We start from the raw sequence: 25576 nt of genomic DNA, 5'->3' as shown, positions 1-25576 counted from the left end.
AAGTTTTGTTTGATTTCTAAGTATTTAAAACCATAAGCAAGGCCGCCAGCAACGACGTCGCCGCAAAGATCAGTTTCAATTTTTTTGAAGGGATTTTTACCGTTAAATGTGTACCCAGATATCCGCCGGCAGCGCCTGCAATTGCGAGCGGAATGGCCAGAGACGCATCAAAGTGACCGGTGCTCAGGTGTCCCAAGAAACCGGCCGTGGCGGTGATCATAAAAAGTGTGGTGGATGTGCCAACGGCAATGTGCATGGGAACACCGACTGCAAGTACCATCAAAGGAACGAGAAATGAACCACCCGAAACACCAACCATACCCGATACAAAACCGGTAAGGAGAACGATCGGGACAAAAAGAAATAAGTTGATGTGGTAAGTTATTTCACCCGACTTCAGTTTTACCCGGTATTTACTGTTTTCCTTGGGGCCTTCTTTTACGGGTTTAAGCATTAAAATGGATGCAATGGCGATAAAAACAGCGAAAATGATTTTCAGCATTGTTCCGTCAAATATATCCGAGAAAAAACCGCCAAGGAAACCTGAAACCAGCGTCATTCCGCCGATTAGCAGAACCAGTTTCCAGTCGATAACTTTCTTTTTGCCAAAAAAGAATGTGGCTGTCATTGAAGATGCAATCAGCACAAATTGTCCGGTTGTTGCTGCTTCGTGCATGCCAATGCCTGCCAGGGCGATGGCAAGTACATAAAAGTTGCCCCCGCCCCGACCAGTGGTTGTCATTGTAGCCGCGATGGCAAAAATTATAAATGCCAATATCCATATGTTCATAGGTCTATTGATTGAGATGTTTGTAGATTTTTCCGGGCATCAGAGCCGGCAGTAATTTCGTGTAGCCGCCCTCCAAAATTTTGACGTGTTCAAAACCCTTGCTTTTGAGATAGAGAAAAATCATTACACATCGTATGCCTGAAGAACAAAAAACCCCGATGAGTTTATCTTTAGGAATTTTATCAATATTTGATGGTACATCGTGGGCAGGAATCTCAAGCTTGTCTGTGTGATGTTTAAGATGAAACTGAACTGTTTCTATTTCTTCTTTCGATCTTACATCTAAGAGTACAGCATTTTTAGTTTGCAGGAAAGTTTCCGGCTCAACTTTATGTTGCCCGGTTGCAAAATACTCAAAATCCATTCGTTGAATGGTTTTTTCCAGTTCGTTCATAATGATGTATTTTTATTGGTTAAGTTTCTTCGGAACACATTGCAATTGCTGACACTCCGGCGAACAGTCGATCATTTTTCGTGCGCAGCGGATGAAATCGAACAGACACGGAATGGTCAGCTGGTAATAAACCGTATTGCGTTCTTTTATTCCGCCAATGAGTTTGTATCTTTTCAGTAAATCCAGATGTTTCGACATAGTGGATATATCAATCCCAACCATTTTGGCCAGTTGAGAAACAGAATAGGACTTTTCTTTGATGGTGTGCAAAATGAAAAGTCTTGTAGGGTGTGATAACGCTTTGAAGATTTCTGCTTCTGCCTGATATTGACTTGTAATTTTCCGATTCATAAGCCTTTGGCTTTTTTTCAAAAAAACATTTCTGCGCTTCGTAAAATTCGTGACAGAATTTTATTTTGGCAATTTGGCAAAAGTACCAAATAACTGCAAAAATAAAATGGTTTCAAAATTAACGACGTATAATTACGTCATATAAATTATTTGACGTATATTTGCGTCAAACAAATAAGAAATGGTACTCGCGAAAACAACATTATTTGATTCGGATTTGCAGGATGCTGCGTTGCTCTATAAAGCATTGGGACATCCGGCCCGTTTGCAGATTCTTCGTTATTTGGCAGAAACAAGGGTCTGCATTACCGGAGATATTTCCGAAGAACTTCCCCTTAGTCGCACAACGGTCAATCAGCACTTGGCAGAGTTGAAAAAGGCCGGACTTATCCAGGGGCATGTCACCGGAAATCATACCAATTATTGTCTGAATCCCGAAAAAGTGAAAGAATTAAAGAAAATCAGTGAATCTTTTTTGAATGAATTACCCGTTGACAATTTTCAATGTGAATAATTTATGTTGTTGACAATCAGATTTTCTAACTTCTAACCTGAACTATTCATAAATTATTTTTTTATGAATAAAGTGAAGGTTAACCCCGACTTAGATAAAGTTAAACTTTTGAAAAAAAGTTTTTACTGAATCTTAGTCGTTGTCGGAGACAGGGATTATTTATGAATAATCCGGGCTAAAATCTAAAAAAGAAAAAAGTAACATGAAAATACTCATTCTATGCACCGGCAACAGCTGCCGTAGCCAAATGGCGCATGGTTTCATGCAATCGTTCAACAAAGATCTTTATGTACGTTCGGCCGGGACTGAAGCATCAGGAAAACTGAACCCCAATGCGGTAAAAGCGATGAAAGAGATCGGGATTGACATCAGTCATCACACTTCTGACCCGGTTGATCAATATCTGGGCGATGAATGGGATTACGTGATCACTGTTTGCGGGGGAGCTAACGAAAACTGCCCTGTTTTTATGGGTAAGGTAAAACACCGTCTGCACATGGGATTTGATGACCCTTCAGATGTCACAGGCAGTGATGAGTTTATATGGAGCGAATTCATCCGTGTACGTGACGAGATAAAAGATGCTTTTTATAAGTTTTATAAAGAAGATATTGAACCTGTTTTATAATTTGAAAATGAGTTAATTTGAGAATTTGAAGATTATGAGAAATGATAAAGAAAATCTAATTATTAAACTCACACTTGAATTTTCTCTGGAAATAATTGAGTATTCAGAATTATTAGAAGAAAAAAGAAAATATGTTATTGCAAGACAATTATTGAAAGCAGGCACGTCAATTGGCGCAAATGCCCGTGAAGCACAGAATGCAGAAAGCAAAGCCGATTTTCTTCATAAAATGAAGATTGCGGCCTAAGAAGCCGATGAAACAGAGTATTGGTTGCTGCTTTGTTCTTTATCTAAAACATATCCAAAGAATGAGCTGCTGTCTGAAAAATTAAATATTATCATCAAAATACTCTCGAAGATTATCAGTACTTCAAAGGTAGGTTAAGGCATTTTCAAATTTTCAAATCGAATTATTTTCAAATTAATTTTATGAAACGAGCATGGAGCTTTGATTTCTCAAAACTGCCACAAAAGGGTATGTATAAAGAAATCGCGAGTTCCATCCGACCTTAATAAATAAATTTTATACGGATGAACCCACAAGATTTAAAACTAATTGTTCAGAACAAATACGGGCAAATAGCCGAAAACAACACCTCCTGCTGCGGTGATACAGGATGCTGCGACGGGGAAGTTGACTACTCAGTGTTTAACGATGATTACACCGGGCAGCTAGGTTACAACAAAGACGCTGACCTTGGCTTGGGGTGCGGATTGCCTACAGAGTTTGCTCAAATTAAAGAAGGCCATCATGTATTGGATCTGGGAAGTGGTGCGGGCAATGACTGCTTTGTAGCCAGAACCCAAACCGGTGATTCAGGAAAGGTGACAGGCCTCGACTTTACTAAAGCGATGATCAAAAAGGCCAACGAAAATCTGGAGAAGACAGGATTTAAAAATATAGAATTTGTTCAGGGCGATATTGAAGAGATGCCACTTCCCGATGCATCATTCGATGTGGTAATCAGCAACTGTGTGTTGAATCTGGTACCTGATAAACAAAAAGCTTTTTCAGAAATTTTCAGAGTGCTGAAACCCGGAGGACACTTTTCTATTTCTGATGTGGTGATTGTTGGAAATTTTCCTGAAGGCCTGAAAAAAGATGCCGAGATGTATGCCGGTTGTGTTTCCGGTGCCATTGACAAAGATGAATACATCTCCATTGTCAAAAGACAGGGATTTTCCGGCATTACAGTTCAGACGGAAAAGGAAATCGTCTTGTCGGATGAAACACTTCTGAATCATGTTACACCTGATGAACTGGAAGAATTTAAGCAATCAGGAGGCGGAATTTTCAGTATTACGTTATTTGCTGTGAAGATGGGATAGTATTAATTGCTGCGCAATTATTTTTCTTGTCGTCCACGAAACGACAGAAGGAGTTATCGAACTCCTTCCAGTCGTTTCGTGGACAAGAAAAATAAAAATGGCGCAAGCCATTTCCTTTTTAATGTTACCAATAGTTTGCAAAACTCTTTTAAATACTTTAAAATCAACTGGTTGTATCGCATGAGTTGTTCTGGTAAAATGCATATTTTCAATCAAATACGAATCATCTTATATCTTAAATCTAAAAATCTAACGATCTATAACATAAATAAGTCTAAAATAAACTCTGCGCCTTAGCGTCTTTGCGTTTAAACATTCATTTTATGAGCACTCAAAAACGAAAAATAGGATTCTTCGAGAAGTACCTTACTATTTGGGTCGCCCTTGGTATTCTGGGGGGAATAGTCATTGGCCATGTTGCCGGTGATTCCATCGAGGTTTTCAGCCGCCTGGAAGTAGCGAAAGTAAACATTCCCGTAGCGATCTTGATATGGTTGATGATTTACCCCATGATGTTGCAGGTTGATTTCTCGAGCATCAAAAAAATCGGGAAACGCCCCAAAGGAGTGGTGTTAACACTGGTGGTCAACTGGCTCATCAAGCCTTTTACTATGTCCTTCTTTGCCTGGTTGTTTTTCTCACACCTTTATCAGGCATGGATTGAACCCGAACTGGCCGGAGAGTATATTGCAGGAGCCATTATTCTGGGAGCTGCTCCCTGTACGGCCATGGTGTTTGTATGGTCTTATCTGACCAACGGTGATCCCAACTATACGCTGGTGCAGGTTTCTATAAACGACCTGATCATTTTGGTGGCTTTTGTGCCAATTGTCGGACTGTTGCTGGGAATTACCAATATTTCCATCCCTTACAACACGCTAATTGCAAGTATTGTAACATTTGTTGTTATTCCTCTTGTAGCTGGTGTAATCACCCAGAAAATTCTATTAAAACGGCGAGGTGAAGAATGGTTTAAGAATGTTTTTTTGCCAAAACTCAAACCTGTTAGCATTGTTGCCCTTCTGGTAACGCTGGTTTTGCTCTTTGCTTTTCAGGGACAAAATATTGTTAACAATCCGCTTATTATTTTATTGGCGGCTGTGCCATTGGTCATTCAGACCTATTTTATCTTTTTCATCACCTGGTTTGCCGGTAAAAAAATGAAACTGCCACATCCGGTTTGTTCACCTGCTGCCATGATCGGGGCCAGCAACTTTTTTGAACTGGCTGTAGCGGTGGCTATTTCACTTTTCGGACTGCAATCACCTGCTGCGCTGGTTACGGTAGTTGGTGTGCTTGTTGAGGTTCCGGTTATGCTGTCGCTGGTTGCACTGGCCAATAAGTGGAAGTATTAGTTTCAATAGATCACTAACTAAAATCCATCCACAAGATATTCTTTCAATTGAGAACTTTGCGGATTTTTGATTACGGTTTCCGGTGCTCCCTGTTCAATAATTTTCCCATAATGCATGAAAACCACATTGTCGGCCAGTCTTTGAGCCTGCCTCAGAATATGTGTAACAATCACAATGGTATAATGCTTCTTCAGTTCTCTGAAGCGGTCTTCAATAATTTTACTTGACACAGGGTCTAAAGCAGAAGTAGGTTCATCAGCCAGAATAATTTGTGGCTTTACTGCAAGTCCACGAGCCAGACAAAGGCGTTGTTGCTGACCGATGGATAAACTGTCGGCAGATGAATGAAGGCGGTCTTTTACTTCGTTCCATAAACCAACTTCTTTCAGCTTTTGCTCAACATTCCATGCAATTAGTTTTTTATCTTTTACCCCTTTCAGTTTTATCCCGTAAGCAACATTTTTAAAAATGGAAACAGGTAAGGGATATGGCTTTTGAGAGAGCAGTCCCATTTTTTGTCTCAGCGCCGGAACGTTGTGATTGGAATTAAGAATATCGTTCTGTCCGATAAAACACTTCCCGACACATCTAATTCTTTGTAAAGATCGGTTAATTTATTCAGTGATTTGAGCAAAGTTGTTTTGCCACAGCCCGATGGTCCCAGTAAGACGGTAACTTTATTTTTGGGGATTTCAAGGCAGATGTTTTTTAATATATGATGATCTCCGGCAAAGACATTCAGGTTTTTTATAGAGATGGCCGATTCAGGTTGTGTTTTCCGGATTGCTTTCGAAGCAAAGTAAGTACCGGTTTTTTCTTCGGTTAGTGTGTCCATAATTCTTTATTTTAAATTCGATTTTGAATAGCGTTTGGCAAAAAAGCGTGCCGAAAGGCTAATGATCAAAACAATGATGGTAAGTATAGCTGCTGCGGCATAAGCTCTTTCCCTCACGGCAGGAATAGGAGAGCTGAGCTGAAAGAAAATGGAAAGAGGCAGAGTGGCTGCCGGTTCATCTAAATTTGTAGGGATCAAGTCGGTATAACCGGCTGTAAAAAGAACCGAAGCGGCATCACCAATGCCTCGGCCGAATGCCAGTAGAACTGCGGTGATTAACCCTGAAAAACCTTGTTTCAGAAGTACCTTAAAGGCTGTTTGAGACCGCGTGGACCCGAGTGCAAGAGACGCTTCATGAAGTCCCTTTGGGATGGTACTTAACACTTCATCAAAAGAACGGATGACTATGGGTGTGATCAGGAAAGCCACCGTAATGATGCCAGCCATTAATGAAGCACTCATTCCAAGCCAGATCATTAACGTGAAACCAAAAGCTCCATAAACGATCGATGGAATTCCCCACAAGGAGTCCAGGATATACCTTACCGTATTTTGAGTTTTTTTGTGCCGGATCAGGTGTGAGTTGATATAAAGTGCAGCAGGTACGCCAAGAATGAGAGCAATGAGCGTAGCGCCGCCGGCAATATACAACGAACCTGCAATGGCGTTGAGCACTCCGCCTTCTCCTCCGTAATAGTAACCTCCCGTGGGCAGTTGGGTTATCATTTCTATGGTCAGGTAACTAAAACCTTTCCGAAAAATTATGAAAATAATATACCCGAGTATTGCAATGAGTGAATAACAGGCTACTCCGGTTAATATTTTAAATATCTTCTCTTCTATTGTTTTTCCATTTCGCATCGCGTGATTTTTTCTGATTGGCCGTTCGTTATGCTTTCATTTGTATAAAATTTATTTATTATGGTCGAATGCCTGCCTGTCGGCAGACAGGGAATTTGCATGCAGAAACTTATGTATTATATTTTAACTGCATGACTTGAGACAATGAAATATCTGAAAATAAGATTGATCAATAAAACAACAATCAGAAGTATTAGTGCTGCAAACATTAGAGCCGAATCGTACAAAGGGATGGAGAGCATCTCTCCGTAATTGTTGGCAATCAGGGCAGGCAGAGGGTATGCTGCTTTAAAAGGGTTGCCGGTGATTTGAATAACATTTCCCACGACCATCATTACAGCCAGTGTTTCACCAAAAGCTTTGGCCAGCCCTAATCCAAATGCCGATAGGATACCCGGCCTGCTTTTTCGTAACAATACATGTTTTATGGTTTCCCAATGCGTAGCGCCCAAAGAAAAAGCAGCTTCTTTTAATCCGTAAGGGACTGTCTTAAATGATTCAATTAGCATATTCAGCATATAGGGAATGCACATGACAGCCAGAACAATTCCCCCGGCTAAAACCGAGTAACCCGACGATTTTATATTGAAAAAGGGAGCCAGTATTTCCCCGGCTAGGGGAACAATGACCAAGATACCCCACATTCCGTAAATAACCGATGGAATACCAGCCAAAATGTCAATCACGGGATGCATAATCTGTATCAGTCTTTTGGATGCAAATTCGGTGAGGTATATGGCTGCCAGTAAACACAACGGGGCCGAGAAAACAAAAGAAAGTGCAGTGACATACAATGAACTGTAAATAAACGGCCAAAAACCAAATTCTCCGGCATTAGGCGCCCAGTCTTCCGAAAATAAAAGGCATGGCAGAGAACTGATATGAAACAGGGGGATAGATTTTAGAAAGAGAGCCAGCCCTATAATTAATGGAAGAAAGAGTATGATAACAAGAGCAGTCAACATCCAGCTGTCGGTTATTCTTGAACGTATGGTTTTATTTAGCATTGAGTGACTGTATTTGTTGCTTAAAGAATGTGTTAATATTAATCTATTTTATACAGGTATTTTTTAAGCTTTTTGGCCGGAATAGGTACATAACCTGCTTCTTTAACATACTTCTGCCCTGTTGTTAAAGTCCATTTGATAAATTCCAAAGTGGCTTCTTTGTCCGGCTTTCCGTTAGCTACAAAGTACAGCTCACGGGCAGGGGGTGAGGGGTAAACTTTATCTGCAATGGCTTTTAATGTTTGGTTAAAATCATCGTAAAAGTCTTCTTCAGAATCAATTTGTCCGTTCTCATTCAGATCGACAGGAATAACTTCGATGCCCTGATGTTTCTTACCGGTGTTAATATTATAAATGAAGGCGGTATTGTTGTAGGCAATTCCTGCACGGTCTTTGCTTACGGCTTCAGCCAGACCCGGATCACCGTGGATGCCCACCCCGTTAAGGTCTTCCTGCTTTCCGCCCAGATATTTTGCCCATGTTCCTGCTGCTCCACAGGCATCAGAGCGGGTATAAACCTGTATATCCAGGGGATCAACATCATCCAGAATTTCATCCCAGTTGGTTATGCTTTTCTCTATAAAGACAGCTCTGAATTCATCCTTTGTCATGCCCTGTTGCCTTAATTGCTCTAAATACGGATGATCGGCGCTGATCGTAGGTAAAACGGCATCCTTGCATAATCCGACCCACCATACGCCTTTGTCTTTCTCGGCCTGGGTGATTTCTCGTGAAAACATTCCCAGATCAACTGTGCCGGCCAGTGCATCGGCCATCCCTTTGCCTGCCCCTCCCGCCGATATATTGAACCGGATTTCGGGATGTTCTTCCTTGTAAATTTTCGACCATTTAATGACCAGAGGATATAAAGCAAAGGCCCCGGAAAAACTTAAAGTGTTTTCTTTTTCTTTTTTTGAGACACAACCTGTAATAATTATCAGGATGGCTAAGCAGAAAAGTGTTGTTTTTTTCATCGTTAATGTCATTTTCAATAGGTTGTTATATTTTAAGATGCCTGTCTGCAGGTAGGTAAGATAAATCGTATGGATACGAGAATCTACCGACCTATTACTTTTTAATAATTCAAATTTATTGACTTAATAAGTGAAAAAATACAGTGTTTATACTTAAAAATCAGTTAAGTATAAAAACGTAGTGACAATTACTGTTATTTGTTTTTGTGACTTGATTAATCTTTTTCTTTAAATAATATTTTGTTAAACTATTGTAAGCACCCTATATTCAATTGGTTATATCTAAGGGATTCACTTTGATAATACAGATTTTCAATGGCATACGAATCATCTTACATCTTACCTACCTGCCGGCAGGTATCTAATAATCTAACGATCTATTGCTTTAAAGATATTCGTGTTTACCGACAGACTCACATAAACAAACTGTGGAAATCCTGGATTGTTAATGTTCTGAAGTTGTTCAAAAGAATCTGTTGTCAGATAGAACAACCAGGCGGCTTCCAGATTCCCCCAGTCATCAAACCGATAATTAAATTTCAATTCGTTCTCATAACCCAGGTATTTGCTATCGGGAGTAAGATTGTTATGTTGAGCCAGTGAAAAGAAATGACCGGTGTTTTTGATGTTTATCTTATTTGAAGCTTTCAAATTTAAGTATACGTATAAGTCAACCAGGCCGCCGCCTCTGGTATGTGACGAGATGTTCCGGAAATAATCCATGTGCCCAAAGAAACGATGCCGGGCGCCATACAGTACATCAAACAGATGGTCGGTTTTCCCGTTAAGATTTTTGTTCCCGCTCAAATAGCTGAAACCCATTCCGGGACATATCTTTCCTGTTTTGAGCATTATGTCTGCATCGGCAAGTAAGGCACTTACATTAGTTCCTTCCCGGTTGTTCCCGAACTGATAATACAAGTTGGATTTGGCTCTGATGTTTTTTGTATTTAAATCGATATAAATGCCTGAAGTTTGCCGGAAATTCATTGTGGATGAAGAGTCGGTTTTTGTTACTCCTGAAGCGATGTGTGAAAAAGCCCCTTTAAGATTGTCAGAAAATTTATGTTCTATCCATAGAAAATTTAATGATTTGATTCTTCGGGATGGATAAAAATTTTCAGAAGTGGTTGCTTCAAGGGAGTTCCAGGAAGCTCCAATATGAATATCAGTCCTTTTCTTTTTTCATTTTTAACACCACGGCATCGTAAGCAAGTCCGTTCTGGTTCCAGTTTCGTTCAGAAAGTAATCGCTGATTATCGTAAGACAATACCTGCCGGCCAATTGAAAGTCTGACTGAAGGTGCCGGTTTTAGCTCGATATAGCCTTCGTAAAGATCGAGAGATGCAACTTTGCCGTAAACTCCCGTGGAGCTGGTCAGGTTTTCATCCCCCCAGACGCGCACATCCTGGGGGGAAAATTTGAGTTTCAGTTTTTCCGTTTCATAAACCAATGACAACCGCATACGTTGAGATGCAATGAGCGAAGGGTTGGCATCTTTAGGGATTAATTCACGATAGCCGTTGCGCACTTCGAAGCGGGGACGATACTGTGCGTCTACATTTATCTGAGCAAATGCATTATTAAAAAGAAAAATAAAGCACGTCAGAAGCAAGAAAAACCGGATGGTTGAAAATAATTTAGTCATAGTTCAAATCTTTATTGCAAAATTGGGCATGACGAACGTTCTAAAAAACAGGCTTTTTGCCTATTTTTATTTACGTGAAAATACTTATTTAAGAGGTTATTTAAGTATTGGTAGAATTTATTTTCGGCATACCCCATACTTTCAGGTCGATAATTTCAATTCGTACTTTTCCTTTTTCAATTTGGACAACTACACCACTATGGATTTTCTGCATCATGCAATGATGTGGAAGGAAACGTATCGTTTCGCCAACTTTTAATGTTTTACCTTCATATCGGCCCTGAAATGCAAGTACCATACAAATACCAACATCTATTACTGCATTGTTTCCGATATTTCGATCATTATCCGGGCCTGTAATTGCCACTGTAATGAGAGAGTACTGACGATCAATGATTTTGGCAATGTGTGTTATCGGGCAACCTAACGGGCGATATTTTATTATATCTCCTGCTTTCAGGTCGATCGTGCAAAAGGGTAAAAGGGTTTCCCTGCAACTTTTTTCGTTTTTCAGAGGCTTGAGGACAATGTCTGCCTTGTAATTATCAATAACCCCGGTAATGATATTATGGTTGTTATCTCGATTTTGCTTCTGAATAAGCTTCTCAATGGAAGTTTTGTTGGCTGCGAACGCCTGGCGTTTTAGTACGGGACAAGTACATAGTTCTTCTTCTCCGTTGATTAAAGATAAGGCAAAATCTTCACATTGGCTGTATCCGCAATTTCCGCAATTAAAACCTGGCAAGAGGGATGTTATTTTCTTCAGCATAATATTTTTGTCTAACTTTTTTGGTTTGCTATTCACCGATATATTCCTGAAAACCATTCATATTTCTAAGTAATCCACGATGGTATTTTTTGCTTACTCGTTGTTCGCCAACACATAGTGTACAGACAGCAAAAGGCGCATTGTGTCTGAGTCTTTCTTCATCTGTAACTTTTTTATCTGATGCCATGATGTGCTTTGCTACTTCAGCTGCTCCCTGACCATTAAGGCCATTGACATCCAGGATTGTGCATTCGGGATTCGCTTCAAGTATTTTTTCTCTGAAAATTTCACGTTCGGCTTGCGAAATCATATCGCCTTTTGTGACAACCACAATATCGGCACAACTCAGGAAGGGACCTGTTTTCCCGGGATTGTTAGGCCCACTTGTAGAATCAATAACACAAATGCCAAGGCAATTGTCTGTGTAGGGAGCGCAGCGATGACACAAACCGGCGGTTTCCATAATAAGTGTATCGGCATTGTTCTTGTCAGCGAATTTTACCATTTCATCCAGATTATAGATTGAGAAATGATCAGGGCACATATCACGAGACAGCCCGGTAAGAACTGGTATGCTTAAGGTCGCAAATCGTTTATCATCGTCAGTGGCAAGACAATCTACTTTAACAACGGCAGGTTTTGTGTTTGCGCCTTTCAATAATTTTATTGTGTTGATCAATATCGATGTTTTACCTGCTCCCGGTGTTCCGGCAATAATTACAAGCTTCATAAAGTAGAATTAATAATTTACCAATGTTGTTATTTTTTTATTGACGGGTAATTCGGGAAATATCTGATTAAGGTCTTTTCCTTCAATATGTTGTCCATTGCGGATTATTTCTCTTAATTTGAGCATAGTTTGGTCGATTTGGCTTAGTTGAGTAGAAATTGTTTTTTCTTCTGGAGAACTATCAATAATGTCTGTCATCCCCCCGTTTTTCATTATTATTCTTTTCTGAGTACTGAGAGCCATTACCGGGTCATGAGTGACAATGAGGATGAGTTTGTTATATCCGGAAAGCAATTCCAGCGCTTCGTGTTTTTTGATACCTGCATTTTCGATCTCATCAATCAATACAATGGGTGATTCACTAATTACTGCCACATCGGCTACCATCAGGGCACGCGTCTGGCCACCGCTTAAAATGGTTAGATTATCATTGGGCTTTATTGGCTCACCGGTTAACTGGTTAGCCATGTAGATAATTTTATCGATATTTTTCATGCTTTTTCCCCGGCATTGCGCATGTAGTAAAAGAAAATCCCTGACATTCATGTCGGCCAGGAAGTTCATGTTTTGAGACAGTTGAGCCACCATTTTTTGTCTGGGGTTGTTACGTAGTTCAGATGAAGGGATTTCTCCGTTAATTAGTATCTGGCGGTGTGTAGAACTGTCCTTTTGAGATAATTGTTCTATGTCAGAAATTAGCTGACTTTTCCCACTTCCGGTGGGCCCTACAATGCCTATAATTTCACCTTGTGCGATATCGAAGCATTTGATATTTTCCTGCTTCCCGGATTTATCGATACCGCCAATAATCGTAATGTTCTTGATTTGTTCCATGGTTTGTTCTTGTTGATTATAAAGCAAAATTGGAGCAAATCTGTATTAAAGAAAACAGTTCTTAATCGTAATTTTGGGTTACGTTTTAAAACTTAAGTGAAAAATGAGACGGCAGGCATCTAAGAATCTATCTATTGATCATTCCCCAGCTATCTGCTCCCCATGTCAGCAATAAAGAAACCAGAAAAGCAATAAGTGGTGCAATAATCCACATAATGAAAAAGCGGTTTACTTCGGTTTTGAAAAAAATGTTTTTCCATCCAAGTTTGGCCACGCCAATGCCAATTATGGCTGATACATTTAATTGTACCAACGAAGTGGGAATTCCTTTTATCAGCGAAGCAGATAGTAACAATGTTGCCGAAATAAATGCAATAATGACGGCTTCAACTTTTCCGAAAAGAACTATTTCTTTGCCCGTGTTCCGGAGTATCTTTTTCCCGAAAATCGAACTTCCTATACCAAAATTGGGTGCCACAATGAGCGTAGCCAGAATCAGTACCTGAAGAAAATATGCGTCACTGATATTTAGCTCGTTTACCGCCATTACCGCTATGGGACCTGACGCATTGGCAACATTGTTTGTGCCGATAGAGAAAGCCACATACATCGACATAAGCAGTATGCCACCCTTAAACATGAAATGGTCGTTTAGTTTTTTCGATATGGTATAACCTTTTTTTCTTATGGGTTTGTAGATGTATTTCCCAATTAAAAATGCCAGTACAAAAGAGATGATTGGCATTACAAACCAGGTGGGCAGAACCTCATAAAGAAGTTTGTGCGTATTGAGCGAGTTAAAATATAAGGCCGGGCCAATAACCGCCATCACGGTTGCCTGGCTGGTTGATTGCGGAATGCCGAACAAATTGGCTATAAGAAGAGCAAGAGCAACCGATATTAAAATTACTGAAACAATGGTGAAAGTCATTAATTCCGGTTGAATAAGGCCTTTCCCTACAGTATAAGCTGTGTTCTTTCCACCAATTATAGCGCCTAAAAAGACCATGATCCCAAACAAGCCCGGGATGGCACTTTGTTTTATTATGTTGCTTCCGTATGCCGCCGAAAAAGAAGGTGCCGTACCACTACCTCCCATGTTTATTGCAAGAAACATGGCAATTACAAATGGTATTAGAAAAGGAATCAGCATGGTTACAATAATTGGATTTTGATGACAAAGGTGTTTCAAACCCGGCTGCTTTCAAACCGTACAAAAGCGTATTTGGGAAGTACGTTTAAAGACGTAGAAGATTAGTGGGTTGAAAAATTTATTTCCTCTATCCATGAAACCCCGGTAATATGCCTATCAGGAGATTAGCACCATGGAGTTTACCGGCATGGGGGATGTCGCGGAATCGCAATAGCGATGTCCAAAAAGTATGTTTTTTCTTTATGTTCATTTGTGAAGCATTCTAAGCTCTCTGCGTAATCAATTGAGTCCATTTTTCTCAAAATGTTTCTTTTTGGACGGTATCAATAAATTCGTAAAAACGGCGTAGCCATTTTTAGATAACATTGAGAAATATTTTTCAAAAAAAGCACGCATATTGGTGATAAGACATCAATGAGTGTGGTATAAAAAGCATATTTTTGTCAAAATCAAGGCGTTTTAAATTTTTGTACCGGAGTTAACTAATTGTTAATGAGGATGCAAAAATTTAAAACAACACAGAGTTTGGCAACAAAGATGCTTTTTATACCGGGCTCATCAATAACTATCTTATAAAAATCCTTTGCGTTTTTGCGTCTCTGCGTTTAGTCGTTTTTTCTATACTTCAAAAATTTTGTTTTTTATCGCATAAACCACCATCTGAGCTGTATTTGATGATTGGGTTTTAAGCAATATGTTTTCCCGGTGCTTATCAATGGTTCTTTTGCTTACATTAAGTACTTCGGCAATTTCCTGGTTAGATAAACCTTTACAAATATTGAAAAGCACTTCTATTTCTCTTTCGGTGAGCTTACTGTTTTTGGGGCCGTTTTTCTTTTTGTTGATGTTTTGAATAATTCCGGAAAGGATTTCGGGTGAAAAATAATTGTTGCCTTCAGCCACATCCGAAATGGCTTTTTTAACATCTTCCAGTTTTGAGTTTTTTAAAAGAAAGCCACTCGCCCCGGCATCGATCATACCCGAATAGTAGTTTTCATTACCATACATCGAGAGTGCAATTATTTTCCAATCGGGGTGTTGCTGCAGACATTTTTCTGTTGTTTCAATGCCATTAATGCCCGAAAGTTCGATGTCCATAAGAACTATTGCTTCTTTTGTTTCGTCAGTCATCTTTAAAAAAGCTTCTCCGCTTTCGGCTTCATGTATTTCTGAAATGAAGTCCCAGTCGGACAACAAAAACCTGAGCCCTTCACGGAATAGCTGATGATCATCAACAATGTACAGTGTCATAGCGGGATATTTATTTTAATAAAAAAACCATTATTATTCTTGCTGTGCATTTGCACTTTTCCGTCTAATGATTTCACCCTGGAAGAGATGTTGTCCAATCCATTACCCTGATGTTTTTTCCGCTTTAAGTCAAAGCCACAGCCATCGTCGCTGTAATTGAGTTCGAGGGTTCCCGACTGTTCAAAAATAACAATGTTGATTTTTGAGGCGTTTGCATGTTTCAGGGTGTTATTAATTAATTCGCACAGAATACGATACAGGATAACCTCTATGTTTTTAGGGAGTTTGGGCGGAACCGCGCAGTTTTCAACATCAAGTTCAGGTTTTTGGACGGGGGCTATGGAATTGTAAAAGGAACGAATGGCTTTAAGTAATCCAAATGTCTCCAAAATATGGGGACTCAGATTGTTTGAAATCTCTCTGACAGCAGTCACTGCATGGTCAACCGATTTCTCTGTTCTTTCCATGATTACTTTGTTTTTTTCTCCTATCTCTTCTTTGTTGATGGCCGAAAAGGCCATTTTTACTGACGATAATATGGGGCCAAGACCATCGTGCAATTCTCTGGCAAATGACTGGCGTTCTTTTTCTTCGGTATCAATAATTGCCGATAAAACCCGTGCCTCATTTTGTTTCCGAATTTTGTCAATTTCTTCCTGCCAATTAAAAATTCTGCGGATGTAAAAAGAGGCAACAAACATCAATAGAGAAATAAATACTGCTACCCAACTGTTGAAATAGTCAATGCTGGTCGGTTCTGCATTTTTTGTGAAGACCAGTAACTCACTAACTCTGCGGATTGCCATCAGAAAAAAAGCAATCGATATCGTGATCCAGGATACGTTGAAACGGGTTTTTCTTATCAGGCCCAGAGTCTTAAAAAGGGCTCCCATTTGGAGAATTACCGCTGTTAAAAGTGCTATTTGAATAATCATGAAGAAAATATAATATATAGACTGTTAGATTTTTAGATTGTTAGATACCTGCCTGCCGGCAGGCAAGCAATATGATTCATAAAATACTGATTTACTGTATTTTTAAAAAATATAAATACTTGAAAACAAACAACTGGTTTGCAGCGTATTGCAAAAGTTTAACGGACTATTGATTAATAAACGATTAATTTTTAGATGTTTTTTCATAACAAAAACTTTGTGTCATGGCGTCTTTGCGTTTAAAATAACAAAAATAGATGAAAAAAATTAAAAGCAAAGGAAAAATGGACGATTTTATATATTTCAATTTATTGAAACAGAGTTAAATATATACGTATAAAGACGTATAATGATTATCGTGCTTTCTCATCATTGTTGCCGATTTATTATTTTTGCCGTTACATTCAATTTAAGAACAATGGTCAAGGCAATGCTCATAGCCGGTTTTGGCGGATTCATCGGTACCATCTTCCGGTTTCTTATCTCACGATACGTTCAGCTTTCCGTAGTTTCCACTTTTCCATGGGGCACTTTTCTGGTAAATATTGCAGGTAGCTTTCTGATAGGGGTCTTTTTTGGTATTTCGGAAAAAGGGCAGTTTATGACAGCCGAATGGCGACTGTTTCTTACTGTCGGACTTTGTGGCGGATTTACCACTTTTTCGTCTTTTTCCAACGATGCATTGTTGCTTTTGGAAAACAATGAAATTTTTCGGTTTGTAACGTATGCCGGGTTAAGCTTTTTGTTGGGGCTTTTGGCGGTATTCCTTGGGCGTTTGCTGATAAAAGTAATGTGATATGCCTAAATTGATAGATTGTTAGATTCATAGATGCCGGCCTGCCGGCAGGTAAGATATGAGATGATTTGTAATTAGTTGAATATTTTCATTTATTAAAACATGCCTGCTTGATGTAATTAATTGATTTTAAACTGTTTGAAGTTGGCTGTTTATAATTAAATGAATGTTTGTACTAAAAATCTAATTTTCAACATTATATTAGTCATCTTACATCTACTATCTAAAAATCTAACAATCTTTTGCATGAAATATGCCTGATGAATTACAATTTTTCCGTAATAAATCTTTGCGTTATTGTGTCAGCATTTAGATTCATTAATACTAATATATTTATAACATGGAATCAGCAACGAAATCCTCCATTCTTCGTATTTATATCAGTTCAACGGACAAGGACGGGCATCAGCCATTGTCCGAATCCATTGTTTTTAAAGCCCGCGAAGCCGGAATTGCCGGTGCTACAGTCATCAAAGGCGTTTTGGGATTTGGCGCCAGCTCGGTCATTCATTCTTACAAATTTTGGGAGGTAACCGAAAAAGTGCCGATTGTGGTGGAAATCATCGACAATGATGATAAAATAGAGGCTTTTTATGAGAATATACGTCCTATACTTGAGGAAATGCGCTATGGTTGCCTGGTAATTCGCGAAAAAGTGGATGTTCTGCTTAATAAAACGGGCAAAAAGAAAAGTTGAGTAAAAATAAATTTATGCACACAAAACTAATAAAACCATGAAACAAATTTTTATTTTTTTAATCACGATTGTCGTTTTTCAGGCTTGTACAGCAAGAGAAACATCCAAATCTGCAATCCCGAAAGATGAAGAAATTGAACAGAAAGTCGAGGCTTTGCTGAGCCGAATGACACTGGAAGAGAAAATCGGGCAGATGACTCAGTTGACCATTGATGTGCTGGGTGAACCCGGAACTATTCATCGGGACGATTTTCAACTAAGCGAAGCCCGAATGGATACTGTGTTTGGCATCTATAAAGTGGGTTCTATTCTTAACACGCCAGGAACAACGGCTCAGACCAGAGAGAAGTGGCACGAGATTATCAGTAAAATTCAGGAGAAATCCATGGAAGAGATTGGTATTCCATGTATTTACGGTTTGGATCAGATTCATGGTTCAACCTATATCCTGGATGGCACCATGTTTCCCCAACCAATCAATATGGGGGCTGCCTTTAACCGTTCTCTGGTTCGCAAAGGCGCAGAAATAACTGCTTATGAGACCAAAGCGGGAAGTGTGCCATGGACTTTCACGCCGACTTTAGACCTCGGCCGTGATCCCCGCTGGCCCCGTATGTGGGAAAATTACGGTGAAGATGCTTTTGTAAATGCCGAAATGGGACGTGAAGCCGTTTTAGGCTTTCAGGGGGATGACCCCAATAATATAGGCAAAGAACAAATTGCCGTTTGCCTGAAACATTATATGGGGTACGGTGTCCCGTATTCGGGGAAAGACCGTACGCCTGCGATTATCAGCGAGCAGCAGTTGCGTGAGAAGCATTTTGCTCCCTTTTTGGAAGCCATCAGAACTGGTGCCTTGTCGGTGATGGTTAACTCCGGCTCTGTTAACGGCATGCCTGTTCATGCCAGTTATGAACTCCTGACCGAATGGCTGAAAGAAGACCTGAATTGGGACGGTGTTATCGTTACCGACTGGGCCGATATTAATAATCTTTACACAAGAGAAAAGATTGCTGAAAACAAGAAAGAAGCTATAAAACTGGCCATCAACGCCGGCATTGATCTGGCTATGGAACCCTACAACCTGGATTTCTGTGTGCTTTTGAAAGAACTGGTGGAAGAAGGCGAAGTGAAAACGAGTCGCATCAACGATGCAGTACGCCGGGTGTTACGTATGAAATACCGCCTGGGTTTGTTTGATACCCCGGTTTATGAAGTTGGTGATTTTCCTTTATTCGGCGGGGAAGAGTCTGGAGAGGTTGCTCTCAGAGCCGCTGAAGAATCTATGATTTTGTTAAAAAACAACAATGATCTTTTGCCGCTGACCGATGGAACGCGAATTTTGGTAACCGGTCCCAATGCCAACTCTATGCGAACCCTTAATGGTGGCTGGTCGTATACCTGGCAGGGAAGAGGAGCTGATAAATTTGCTGCTGAGCACAATACAATTCTGGAAGCCTTTAATAAAAAGTTTGGCGATAATAACGTGGTTTACGAACCCGGGGTGACTTACAATAATGCCGGTCAGTACTGGGAAGAAAACGAGCCTGAAATAGATAAAGCAGTGGCTGCTGCCGAAGGGGTAGATGTTATTTTTGCCTGCATCGGTGAAAATTCTTATTGCGAGACTCCCGGAAACTTATCCGATCTCACCTTGTCGGAAAACCAGCTGAATTTGGTAAAGGAACTCAGCAAAACAGGGAAACCCATTGTTCTGGTTCTGAATGGAGGACGTCCACGTGTAATCAATGAAATTGAACCTATGGCCGATGCAGTGGTCGATATTATGCTGCCCGGAAATTATGGTGGTGATGCTCTGGCCAATCTCATCAGCGGCGAAACAAATTTCAGTGGTAAATTGCCTTTTTCTTATCCTAAGGCAGTTAACTCACTTGGCAGTTATGATTATAAACCAAGTGAACAAACCGGAACCATGGAAGGAGCCTATAACTACAATGCACAGATGTCGTTTCAGTGGGCTTTTGGTTATGGGTTGAGCTATACCGACTTTGAATATGGTAACTTTTCTGTTGATAAAACTTCATTTACAGCAGATGACGAGCTGACATTTACCGTGGATGTTACCAATACCGGCGATCGTGCAGGAAAAGAGAGTGTGCTTTTGTTCAGTAGTGATCTTGTTGCATCGCTGACTCCTGATGTACGACGCCTGCGTGCCTTCGAAAAAATAGAATTGCAACCGGGTGAAACCAAAACAGTGACTTTAAAGCTAAAAGGCTCTGACCTTGCTTTTGTCGGGAAAGACGGTAAGTGGATATTGGAAGAAGGAGATTTCCGTATTCAGACGGGTGATCAGGTATTGGATATTGCCTGCACGGAGACTAAAAAGTGGGAAACGCCAAATATTTAGTGCGTGTCTATAAAGTCAACAGATCGTTAGATTTTTAGATGCAATACGCTGTAAACCAACTGTTTGCATACAGAGAGGTTTGTTTGTTAAAATGCAATATATCAAGGTTGTAAAAACCATCTTACATCTTATTTCTAAAAATCTAACGATCTATTGAATTTATGAAGATGTCGTTATTTGAAATTTCAACTACTGACTAACTAACGAATAAATTACTTTTATCTCACTCAAGGCATTAAACAGCTTTAAATCAATAATTTACCATATTAAGTTTAATGTTTGCTTATCTGGCAAATTTTCGGAATAAACTGAAAAATTCTTTTCTACAAAATTTATTACTTCTGCCTTCTGCCTGTTGAACTTCTGCCTGTCGGTTACTATTATCTAAAAATCTAACAATCTATTGCATCATGCCATTTTTTAGTGGACAGGACGATGCCTGCCACGATCGCCTAATTCCTTCATATATTTTTTGTAACGCTCTTTTTGCTCGTCGTTAAGAACCTCGAGAACACTGTTTTCTAATTTTTCTTTCATTTTTTCCATCTCATCTCTGTTTTTTTCCTGGTCATCTTTCATCTCATCTCTGACTTTTTTAAAATGAGCCAGATGAAGTTCTTTGATTTTCTTTTTTTTGCTCTTCAGTCAGCGAAAGCTCTTCTGACATGTTTTCCACCATTTTGTTGATAAATGTTGAATCATTAGGCGGTGTGTGATGTCCCGGATGATGTCTTTGGGCATTGATGTTGAAAAACGAGACCATCAGCATAATTGATAAAACCAGCCCGTAAGGTAAAATTGTTTTTTTCATGATGTGATATTTTTAAATTATTTGCCCGAAATTTAATTGGTCATCCATTATTGATCAATTAATTTCAACAAGGCCTCTAAATTATACCACGTACCACTTATTACTATCTATGATCAGTTAATCCATTTTTTGCGGATGTTGTAAAGACTGATATAAAACAGGAGAAAGCTGAAAATAATCAACAGCAACAAGCTAAGACTTACCGGCAGCCATTTGGTGCCGGTAATGGCATTATGCAAAACATCCACCCCGTAAGTTACCGGCAAAATGTACGATATTGGCTGAACTATAGCCGGAAGTGCAGCCACAGGAACAAACAAACCGCAAAGAAAAATCATGGGAAAGCGGAAAAAGTTAGAATAGGTTTGGGCTTCGAAAACTTCTTTGGCCGATACTGAAATAAACAGGCCAAGCAGGGTTGAGATGATGGACAACAAAACCACTCCGGCCACAAGCAACGGCCAGTTTACAACATCTGCTGCAAAATAGAGAACGGAAAATAGTATGGGCACAATGCTGTTGAAAATCCCGAACAGTATGGCTCCTGTAATCTTTGCCAATACCAATAGCTCCGTTTTTATTGGAGCTATCAACAGACGCTCGAACGAACGGGACTTGCGTTCAAAGGTGATGGTCACCGAAAGCATGGAGGTGGTTCCAAACAATACCGACATGGCTACTATGCCCGGAAAAACATCATTGATTTCGAAAGTGTTGCCCGATTTCACAAACATCATCAGCATCCAGGCAAACGGAAATATAATACCCCAACTGATATTGGGGGGTTTCAGGTAATAGTTTTGCATGTCTTTGCGCAGGATGCTCCAAAAGGCAATAGAAGTCTTCATAACTTTATTTCAATATCCGTATAGCATTAAAGACCGCTATCAGGGCTACGCCCATATCGCCAAAAACCGCCTCCCACATTGAGGCTATTCCGAAAATACCCAGTATAATGAAAGCAGCTTTTACCCCCATTGCAAAAATGATATTCTGCCAAACCACATTTCTTGTTTTTGCGGCCACATCAATGGCATCAATCACTTTAGAGGGCGAATCGGTCATCAGCACCACATCGGCGGTTTCGATGGCTGCATCGGAGCCGAGCGCTCCCATGGCCATTCCCACATCGGCACGGGCAATTACCGGGGCATCGTTAATGCCGTCGCCGACAAAAACCACTTTGCCTCGCTTGCTGTTACGGATTAGTTTTTCAATCTGGTCAACTTTATCTTCAGGCAAAAGATTCGGGTAATAACGGTCGATCTTTAACTTTTTTGCAATCGACTGTGCCACATTCTCATTGTCCCCGGTCAGCATAACGGTGCGGATTCCTCTTTTATTCAGCCTGGCTATCGTTTCGGTCGAATCGGGTTTCAGGCTGTCGGAAATCACAATATATCCGGCATACTTCCGGTCGATGACGACAAATACCACCGTTCCATCTACATCACAAACAGGATGGTCGATATCTTCCCTGTGCAAAAGCTTGTCATTGCCGACAAGTACTTCTTTGCCATCCACTACCGCCTTTATGCCATATCCCGAAATTTCCTCGGTGTGTGCTATTCTGTCGTGATCAATATTTTTATGAAAAGCATCGAGAATGGATTTTGCCACGGGATGATTGGAATTGTATTCTGCATAAGCAGCATATTCCAGAATGTCGTCTTTGCTAAAACCATTTGAGCTTGACGCTACCACTTCCGACACTTTGAATTCGCCTTTTGTAAGGGTGCCGGTTTTGTCGAACACAACGGTTTCAACCTGATTTAGTGCATCGAGGAAATTTGAGCCTTTCACCAGAATGCCTTTTTGCGATGCCCTGCCAACGCCACCAAAATAGCCCAGCGGTATGCTGATGACCAGGGCACACGGGCAGGAAACCACAAGAACCACCAGTGCCCGGTATATCCATTCGCTGAAAGTTTGCCCGCTGATTAATAGTGGCGGCAGAACTGCCAGCAACAAGGCGCCGAACACCACCACCGGCGTGTAGTACCTGGCAAATGTGGTAATAAAATTCTCGGTCTTTGCTTTTCGGGAGGTGGCATTTTCCACCAACTCGAGGATCCGGGAAATGGAGGATTCGCCGAATCTTTTTTTTACCTCGATGGTAAGCAGCCCCGACTGGTTGATCACTCCGGCCATTATTTCGTCATGCTCCTCTACTTTGCGCGGCACACTCTCACCGCTAAGTGCCGAAGTATCCACGAAGGAACTCCCACCGGTCACGATTCCGTCGAGAGGCACTTTCTCTCCCGCTTTAACGATAATGATATCTCCGATTTTTACTTCTTCCGGCGAAACTTTTCTGATTTCAGAGCCGGCTTTCAGGTTGGCATATTCGGGCTTAATTTCCAGAAGGGCCTTTATCGATCTTCGGGAGCGCCCCACGGCGACATCCTGAAACAGTTCGCCCACAACGTAAAACAACATAACTGCTACAGCCTCGGCCATTTCGTTTATCGCAAAAGCGCCCAGGGTGGCTACGGACATTAAAAACTGCTCGTTAAAAACCTGTCCCCGCCTGATATTTCTAACAGCCGATGCCAGAACATTCCAGCCTGCAATCAGGTAAGCAATGATAAACAATGCATACTTTGCAATGTGAAAGAACGTGTTGCTTAATTGGTTCTCAAACACAATTCCGGCTATCAAAAGCACAGTGCCCGAAACTGCTTTAATAATGGTAGTTTTGTTTTCGGCAAGCTCGCTTTTGGAAATCATTCTCTGTTTTTCATCCCGATCTTCTACTTCCACATCGGGCTCCAGTTCTTTTATCCTGTCCTTCACCTTTTCCATGTCATCGGCATCGATGGTCATGGTTAAACTGGCAAAGCTTACGTTAACAAACTTTACATCCTTCAGTGTCCTGAGTCCGTCTTCAATTTTTGCAGCGCAGGCAGCACAGTCGAGATTTTTGAGATGATACTTTTTCACAATACTCCGTTAAACTTTTATTCGTATGTGGGCAAAGTTAGCGAATACGCGGTGCAACCGGGTTGCAAAGTTACTTTTGACAGGAGGCACAAATACCGCTGACAACCATATTTACTTTTTCGAGGCTGAAATCTTTTGGCAGATTAATGGAAGGTACCGGAGTATCATTCAGGCAAAAGGTTTTTTGGCAAACAGTGCAGTAAAAGTGTACATGCAGATCTTCGGGTTCACATTCACAACTCTCCTGACACAATGCGTACTTCACAGCCCCCGAACCGTCATCGATGTGGTGGATGAGTTTATTTTCTTCAAACGTTTTCAGTGTTCTGTACAGGGTGGCTTTGTCGGCTTTCTCAAACATATCTTCGAGTTCGGGAAGGCTAATGGCAGCTTTTTGTTTTGACAAAACATCAAGAACCAACTGCCGCATTGCAGTTGGTTTGATGTTTCTGTTTATGAGTATTTTTTCTTTTTCAAATTGCATAGAGCAAACTTACAAAATCAGGTATACGTAATGGTACTTAGTTCGTGTCTATAAACTCGCAAAAATTTTCACAATATGTGTGTCTGTTCAGAAAGTGCCAGTTGTAAGGCTTGCGAAGTCCGAAAATACGGAGTTTACTCATCGTAAATGAGCAATTTTCGGACGAGCGTAACAAAGCAAATGATACTTTATGGACAGACACTACTTAGATTGCTTCAATTAACCAGGTTAAAATGTTATTACCTTGTCGCTGTCAACCACCCAGTCTGTTAATTCGGCCATTGTGACTAGTCGGGTACCCTCAATGAGCTGATCCTCTTTAAGACCGCGTGCATTGGCACATGAGCCACATATTTTTACTTTTGTTCCTTTGTTAAGGGAAAACTTCATCATTCTCTCAATATTGTAGTAACCGTTTGGAGTACTTTGGCCGGCCACGGCACATGCAGCGGCATCAGCCATCAAAAATATACGGACTTCCACCTCTTCGTGGGCCTTATTCAACTGGTTGGCCAGTCGTAATGCGTTGTACGCCTTTTCTGTTCCGTAAGGGGCGTCGTTAATAAGAATCAAAATTTTTTGCATGATGAATTTATTTAGTTACAATCTTTCAACACTCCGTTAAACTTTTGCAATATACTGCAAACCAATTATTTGTGATCAAGAGGTTTTGATTGCTATAATTCAGTATATCAAGATAATATGAATTATCTTACATCTTATATCTAAAAATCTAACGATCTATTGATCTTTGTAACGTTGATCATTTCTTCATCCATGAAGCAGAGTGACGACTGCCTTTGAGATAATTGCTACTGCACGGTCAATTTCTTCGGCGGCGGTATTTTTCCCGGTGGATATCCGTACGGTTGAGACTGCAACTTCGGGGGGTATTTTCATGGCTTCCAGTACAGATGATACTTTCATGGAATCGGCATGACAAGCTGAACCAGTTGAAATAAGCACATCATTATTTTACGAATCGTTGACATTACTGGCGTTTGATTTTTTAATAAATAAATGAGTGCGGTATAAAAGGCATATTTTTGTCAAAATCAAGGCGTTTTAAATTTTTGTACCGGAGTTAACTTGTTGTTAATAAGGATGCAAAAATTT

General features: G+C 40.4%; 32 protein-coding genes. 8 read left to right on the top strand and 24 right to left on the bottom strand.

Features of this window, described 5'->3' with window-relative positions; all coding sequences use genetic code 11:
* Positions 1-16: 16 nt before the first annotated feature.
* Genes OQ5_RS0109690 through OQ5_RS20730 form a run of 3 tightly spaced genes read right to left on the bottom strand, consistent with a single transcriptional unit; the run spans position 17 to position 1535 of the window.
* Positions 17-790, bottom strand: a complete 774-nt coding sequence (locus tag OQ5_RS0109690) for a sulfite exporter TauE/SafE family protein (RefSeq protein WP_016777310.1) — start codon at positions 788-790, stop codon at positions 17-19.
* A 4-nt stretch (positions 791-794) separates the two neighbouring features.
* A complete protein-coding gene (locus tag OQ5_RS0109685; protein WP_016777309.1) occupies positions 795-1184 on the bottom strand; it encodes a rhodanese-like domain-containing protein in 390 nt (129 codons plus the stop codon).
* Between the two features lie 12 nt (positions 1185-1196).
* Positions 1197-1535, bottom strand: a complete 339-nt coding sequence (locus OQ5_RS20730) for an ArsR/SmtB family transcription factor (protein ID WP_016777308.1) — start codon at positions 1533-1535, stop codon at positions 1197-1199.
* Between the two features lie 181 nt (positions 1536-1716).
* Here OQ5_RS20730 and OQ5_RS0109675 point away from each other — a divergent pair, with 181 nt between their 5' ends.
* The 5 genes from OQ5_RS0109675 (at position 1717) to arsB (ending at position 5361) form a co-directional block, all read left to right on the top strand.
* The gene (locus tag OQ5_RS0109675) at positions 1717-2049 is read left to right on the top strand and encodes an ArsR/SmtB family transcription factor (RefSeq protein WP_016777307.1); all 333 of its coding nucleotides are present in this window, start codon (positions 1717-1719) and stop codon (positions 2047-2049) included.
* Between the two features lie 202 nt (positions 2050-2251).
* Positions 2252-2677, top strand: coding sequence for an arsenate reductase ArsC (locus tag OQ5_RS0109670; RefSeq protein WP_016777306.1), 426 nt, complete (start codon positions 2252-2254; stop codon positions 2675-2677).
* Positions 2678-2711: 34 nt separating this feature from the next.
* Positions 2712-2924, top strand: a complete 213-nt coding sequence (locus OQ5_RS23835) for a four helix bundle protein (protein WP_016777305.1) — start codon at positions 2712-2714, stop codon at positions 2922-2924.
* A 284-nt stretch (positions 2925-3208) separates the two neighbouring features.
* A complete protein-coding gene (locus tag OQ5_RS0109660; protein WP_016777304.1) occupies positions 3209-4006 on the top strand; it encodes an arsenite methyltransferase in 798 nt (265 codons plus the stop codon).
* 323 nt (positions 4007-4329) lie between these two features.
* Entirely contained in the window at positions 4330-5361 is a 1032-nt protein-coding gene (gene arsB / locus OQ5_RS0109655; protein ID WP_016777303.1) for an ACR3 family arsenite efflux transporter, read from the top strand.
* Positions 5362-5378: 17 nt separating this feature from the next.
* Here the strand turns inward: arsB and OQ5_RS20720 are convergent, their stop codons facing one another.
* The 14 genes from OQ5_RS20720 to OQ5_RS0109600 form a co-directional block, all read right to left on the bottom strand.
* Positions 5379-5873 carry a phosphate ABC transporter ATP-binding protein gene (locus OQ5_RS20720; protein WP_016777302.1) on the bottom strand — a complete coding sequence of 165 codons (495 nt, stop codon included), beginning with the start codon at positions 5871-5873 and terminating at the stop codon, positions 5379-5381.
* 8 nt (positions 5874-5881) lie between these two features.
* Positions 5882-6196: an ATP-binding cassette domain-containing protein gene (locus tag OQ5_RS23830; RefSeq protein WP_016777301.1), complete on the bottom strand. Its 315-nt coding sequence runs from the start codon at positions 6194-6196 to the stop codon at positions 5882-5884.
* A 6-nt stretch (positions 6197-6202) separates the two neighbouring features.
* On the bottom strand, positions 6203-7057 hold the full coding sequence (gene pstA / locus OQ5_RS0109645; protein ID WP_016777300.1) for a phosphate ABC transporter permease PstA: 855 nt from the start codon (positions 7055-7057) through the stop codon (positions 6203-6205).
* Between the two features lie 116 nt (positions 7058-7173).
* The gene (gene pstC, locus OQ5_RS20715) at positions 7174-8064 is read right to left on the bottom strand and encodes a phosphate ABC transporter permease subunit PstC (RefSeq protein ID WP_016777299.1); all 891 of its coding nucleotides are present in this window, start codon (positions 8062-8064) and stop codon (positions 7174-7176) included.
* 38 nt (positions 8065-8102) lie between these two features.
* Positions 8103-9038 (bottom strand): PstS family phosphate ABC transporter substrate-binding protein, encoded by a 936-nt coding sequence (locus OQ5_RS0109635; protein WP_016777298.1) that lies wholly within the window; start codon positions 9036-9038, stop codon positions 8103-8105.
* Positions 9039-9407: 369 nt separating this feature from the next.
* Positions 9408-10028, bottom strand: coding sequence for a hypothetical protein (locus tag OQ5_RS21965; RefSeq protein WP_016777297.1), 621 nt, complete (start codon positions 10026-10028; stop codon positions 9408-9410).
* A gap of 178 nt (positions 10029-10206) precedes the next feature.
* Entirely contained in the window at positions 10207-10686 is a 480-nt protein-coding gene (locus tag OQ5_RS21960) for an alginate export family protein (protein ID WP_016777296.1), read from the bottom strand.
* 100 nt (positions 10687-10786) lie between these two features.
* Positions 10787-11455: a (Fe-S)-binding protein gene (locus OQ5_RS0109625; protein WP_044107773.1), complete on the bottom strand. Its 669-nt coding sequence runs from the start codon at positions 11453-11455 to the stop codon at positions 10787-10789.
* Between the two features lie 28 nt (positions 11456-11483).
* The gene (locus OQ5_RS0109620; protein WP_016777294.1) at positions 11484-12185 is read right to left on the bottom strand and encodes a GTP-binding protein; all 702 of its coding nucleotides are present in this window, start codon (positions 12183-12185) and stop codon (positions 11484-11486) included.
* A gap of 9 nt (positions 12186-12194) precedes the next feature.
* The gene (locus OQ5_RS0109615) at positions 12195-13019 is read right to left on the bottom strand and encodes an ATP-binding cassette domain-containing protein (protein WP_016777293.1); all 825 of its coding nucleotides are present in this window, start codon (positions 13017-13019) and stop codon (positions 12195-12197) included.
* Positions 13020-13146: 127 nt separating this feature from the next.
* Entirely contained in the window at positions 13147-14172 is a 1026-nt protein-coding gene (locus tag OQ5_RS0109610) for an inorganic phosphate transporter (RefSeq protein ID WP_016777292.1), read from the bottom strand.
* A gap of 127 nt (positions 14173-14299) precedes the next feature.
* Positions 14300-14422 (bottom strand): hypothetical protein, encoded by a 123-nt coding sequence (locus OQ5_RS24520; RefSeq protein ID WP_255297464.1) that lies wholly within the window; start codon positions 14420-14422, stop codon positions 14300-14302.
* A gap of 368 nt (positions 14423-14790) precedes the next feature.
* On the bottom strand, positions 14791-15423 hold the full coding sequence (locus tag OQ5_RS0109605; protein ID WP_016777291.1) for a response regulator: 633 nt from the start codon (positions 15421-15423) through the stop codon (positions 14791-14793).
* Positions 15420-16358: a sensor histidine kinase gene (locus OQ5_RS0109600; protein WP_016777290.1), complete on the bottom strand. Its 939-nt coding sequence runs from the start codon at positions 16356-16358 to the stop codon at positions 15420-15422. The genes OQ5_RS0109605 and OQ5_RS0109600 overlap by 4 nt, the downstream gene beginning before the upstream one ends.
* 418 nt (positions 16359-16776) lie before the next feature.
* Between OQ5_RS0109600 and crcB the strand changes: the two genes are divergently transcribed.
* The 3 genes from crcB to OQ5_RS0109585 all read left to right on the top strand — a co-directional run bounded on the left by crcB (position 16777) and on the right by OQ5_RS0109585 (position 20222).
* Positions 16777-17154 (top strand): fluoride efflux transporter CrcB, encoded by a 378-nt coding sequence (gene crcB / locus OQ5_RS0109595; RefSeq protein ID WP_026055213.1) that lies wholly within the window; start codon positions 16777-16779, stop codon positions 17152-17154.
* A gap of 340 nt (positions 17155-17494) precedes the next feature.
* Positions 17495-17851 (top strand): DUF190 domain-containing protein, encoded by a 357-nt coding sequence (locus tag OQ5_RS0109590; protein WP_016777288.1) that lies wholly within the window; start codon positions 17495-17497, stop codon positions 17849-17851.
* 37 nt (positions 17852-17888) lie between these two features.
* Positions 17889-20222 (top strand): glycoside hydrolase family 3 N-terminal domain-containing protein, encoded by a 2334-nt coding sequence (locus OQ5_RS0109585; protein ID WP_016777287.1) that lies wholly within the window; start codon positions 17889-17891, stop codon positions 20220-20222.
* A gap of 420 nt (positions 20223-20642) precedes the next feature.
* Here OQ5_RS0109585 and OQ5_RS23480 read toward each other — a convergent pair whose 3' ends face one another.
* From OQ5_RS23480 to OQ5_RS0109550, 7 genes are all read right to left on the bottom strand, one after another.
* Complete coding sequence (locus OQ5_RS23480) at positions 20643-20801, bottom strand: hypothetical protein (protein ID WP_016777286.1); 159 nt, start codon at positions 20799-20801, stop codon at positions 20643-20645.
* A gap of 16 nt (positions 20802-20817) precedes the next feature.
* Entirely contained in the window at positions 20818-21033 is a 216-nt protein-coding gene (locus tag OQ5_RS0109575; RefSeq protein WP_016777285.1) for a hypothetical protein, read from the bottom strand.
* Positions 21034-21146: 113 nt separating this feature from the next.
* Complete coding sequence (locus OQ5_RS0109570; RefSeq protein WP_016777284.1) at positions 21147-21881, bottom strand: ABC transporter permease; 735 nt, start codon at positions 21879-21881, stop codon at positions 21147-21149.
* A gap of 4 nt (positions 21882-21885) precedes the next feature.
* Positions 21886-23976, bottom strand: a complete 2091-nt coding sequence (locus tag OQ5_RS0109565) for a heavy metal translocating P-type ATPase (RefSeq protein WP_016777283.1) — start codon at positions 23974-23976, stop codon at positions 21886-21888.
* A gap of 70 nt (positions 23977-24046) precedes the next feature.
* Positions 24047-24460, bottom strand: coding sequence for a Fur family transcriptional regulator (locus OQ5_RS0109560; RefSeq protein ID WP_016777282.1), 414 nt, complete (start codon positions 24458-24460; stop codon positions 24047-24049).
* Positions 24461-24688: 228 nt separating this feature from the next.
* Entirely contained in the window at positions 24689-25045 is a 357-nt protein-coding gene (locus OQ5_RS0109555) for a DsrE/DsrF/TusD sulfur relay family protein (protein WP_016777281.1), read from the bottom strand.
* A gap of 186 nt (positions 25046-25231) precedes the next feature.
* Positions 25232-25426 (bottom strand): hypothetical protein, encoded by a 195-nt coding sequence (locus OQ5_RS0109550; protein WP_016777280.1) that lies wholly within the window; start codon positions 25424-25426, stop codon positions 25232-25234.
* Between the last annotated feature and the right edge of the window lie 150 nt (positions 25427-25576).

This window comes from Anaerophaga thermohalophila str. Valhall (genome assembly GCF_000250735.1).
GTDB classification, from domain to species: Bacteria; Bacteroidota; Bacteroidia; order Bacteroidales; family Marinilabiliaceae; genus Anaerophaga; species Anaerophaga thermohalophila_A.
The sequence above is the reverse complement of the archived record's forward strand: the minus strand, read 5'-3'. Positions and strand labels throughout refer to the sequence as shown.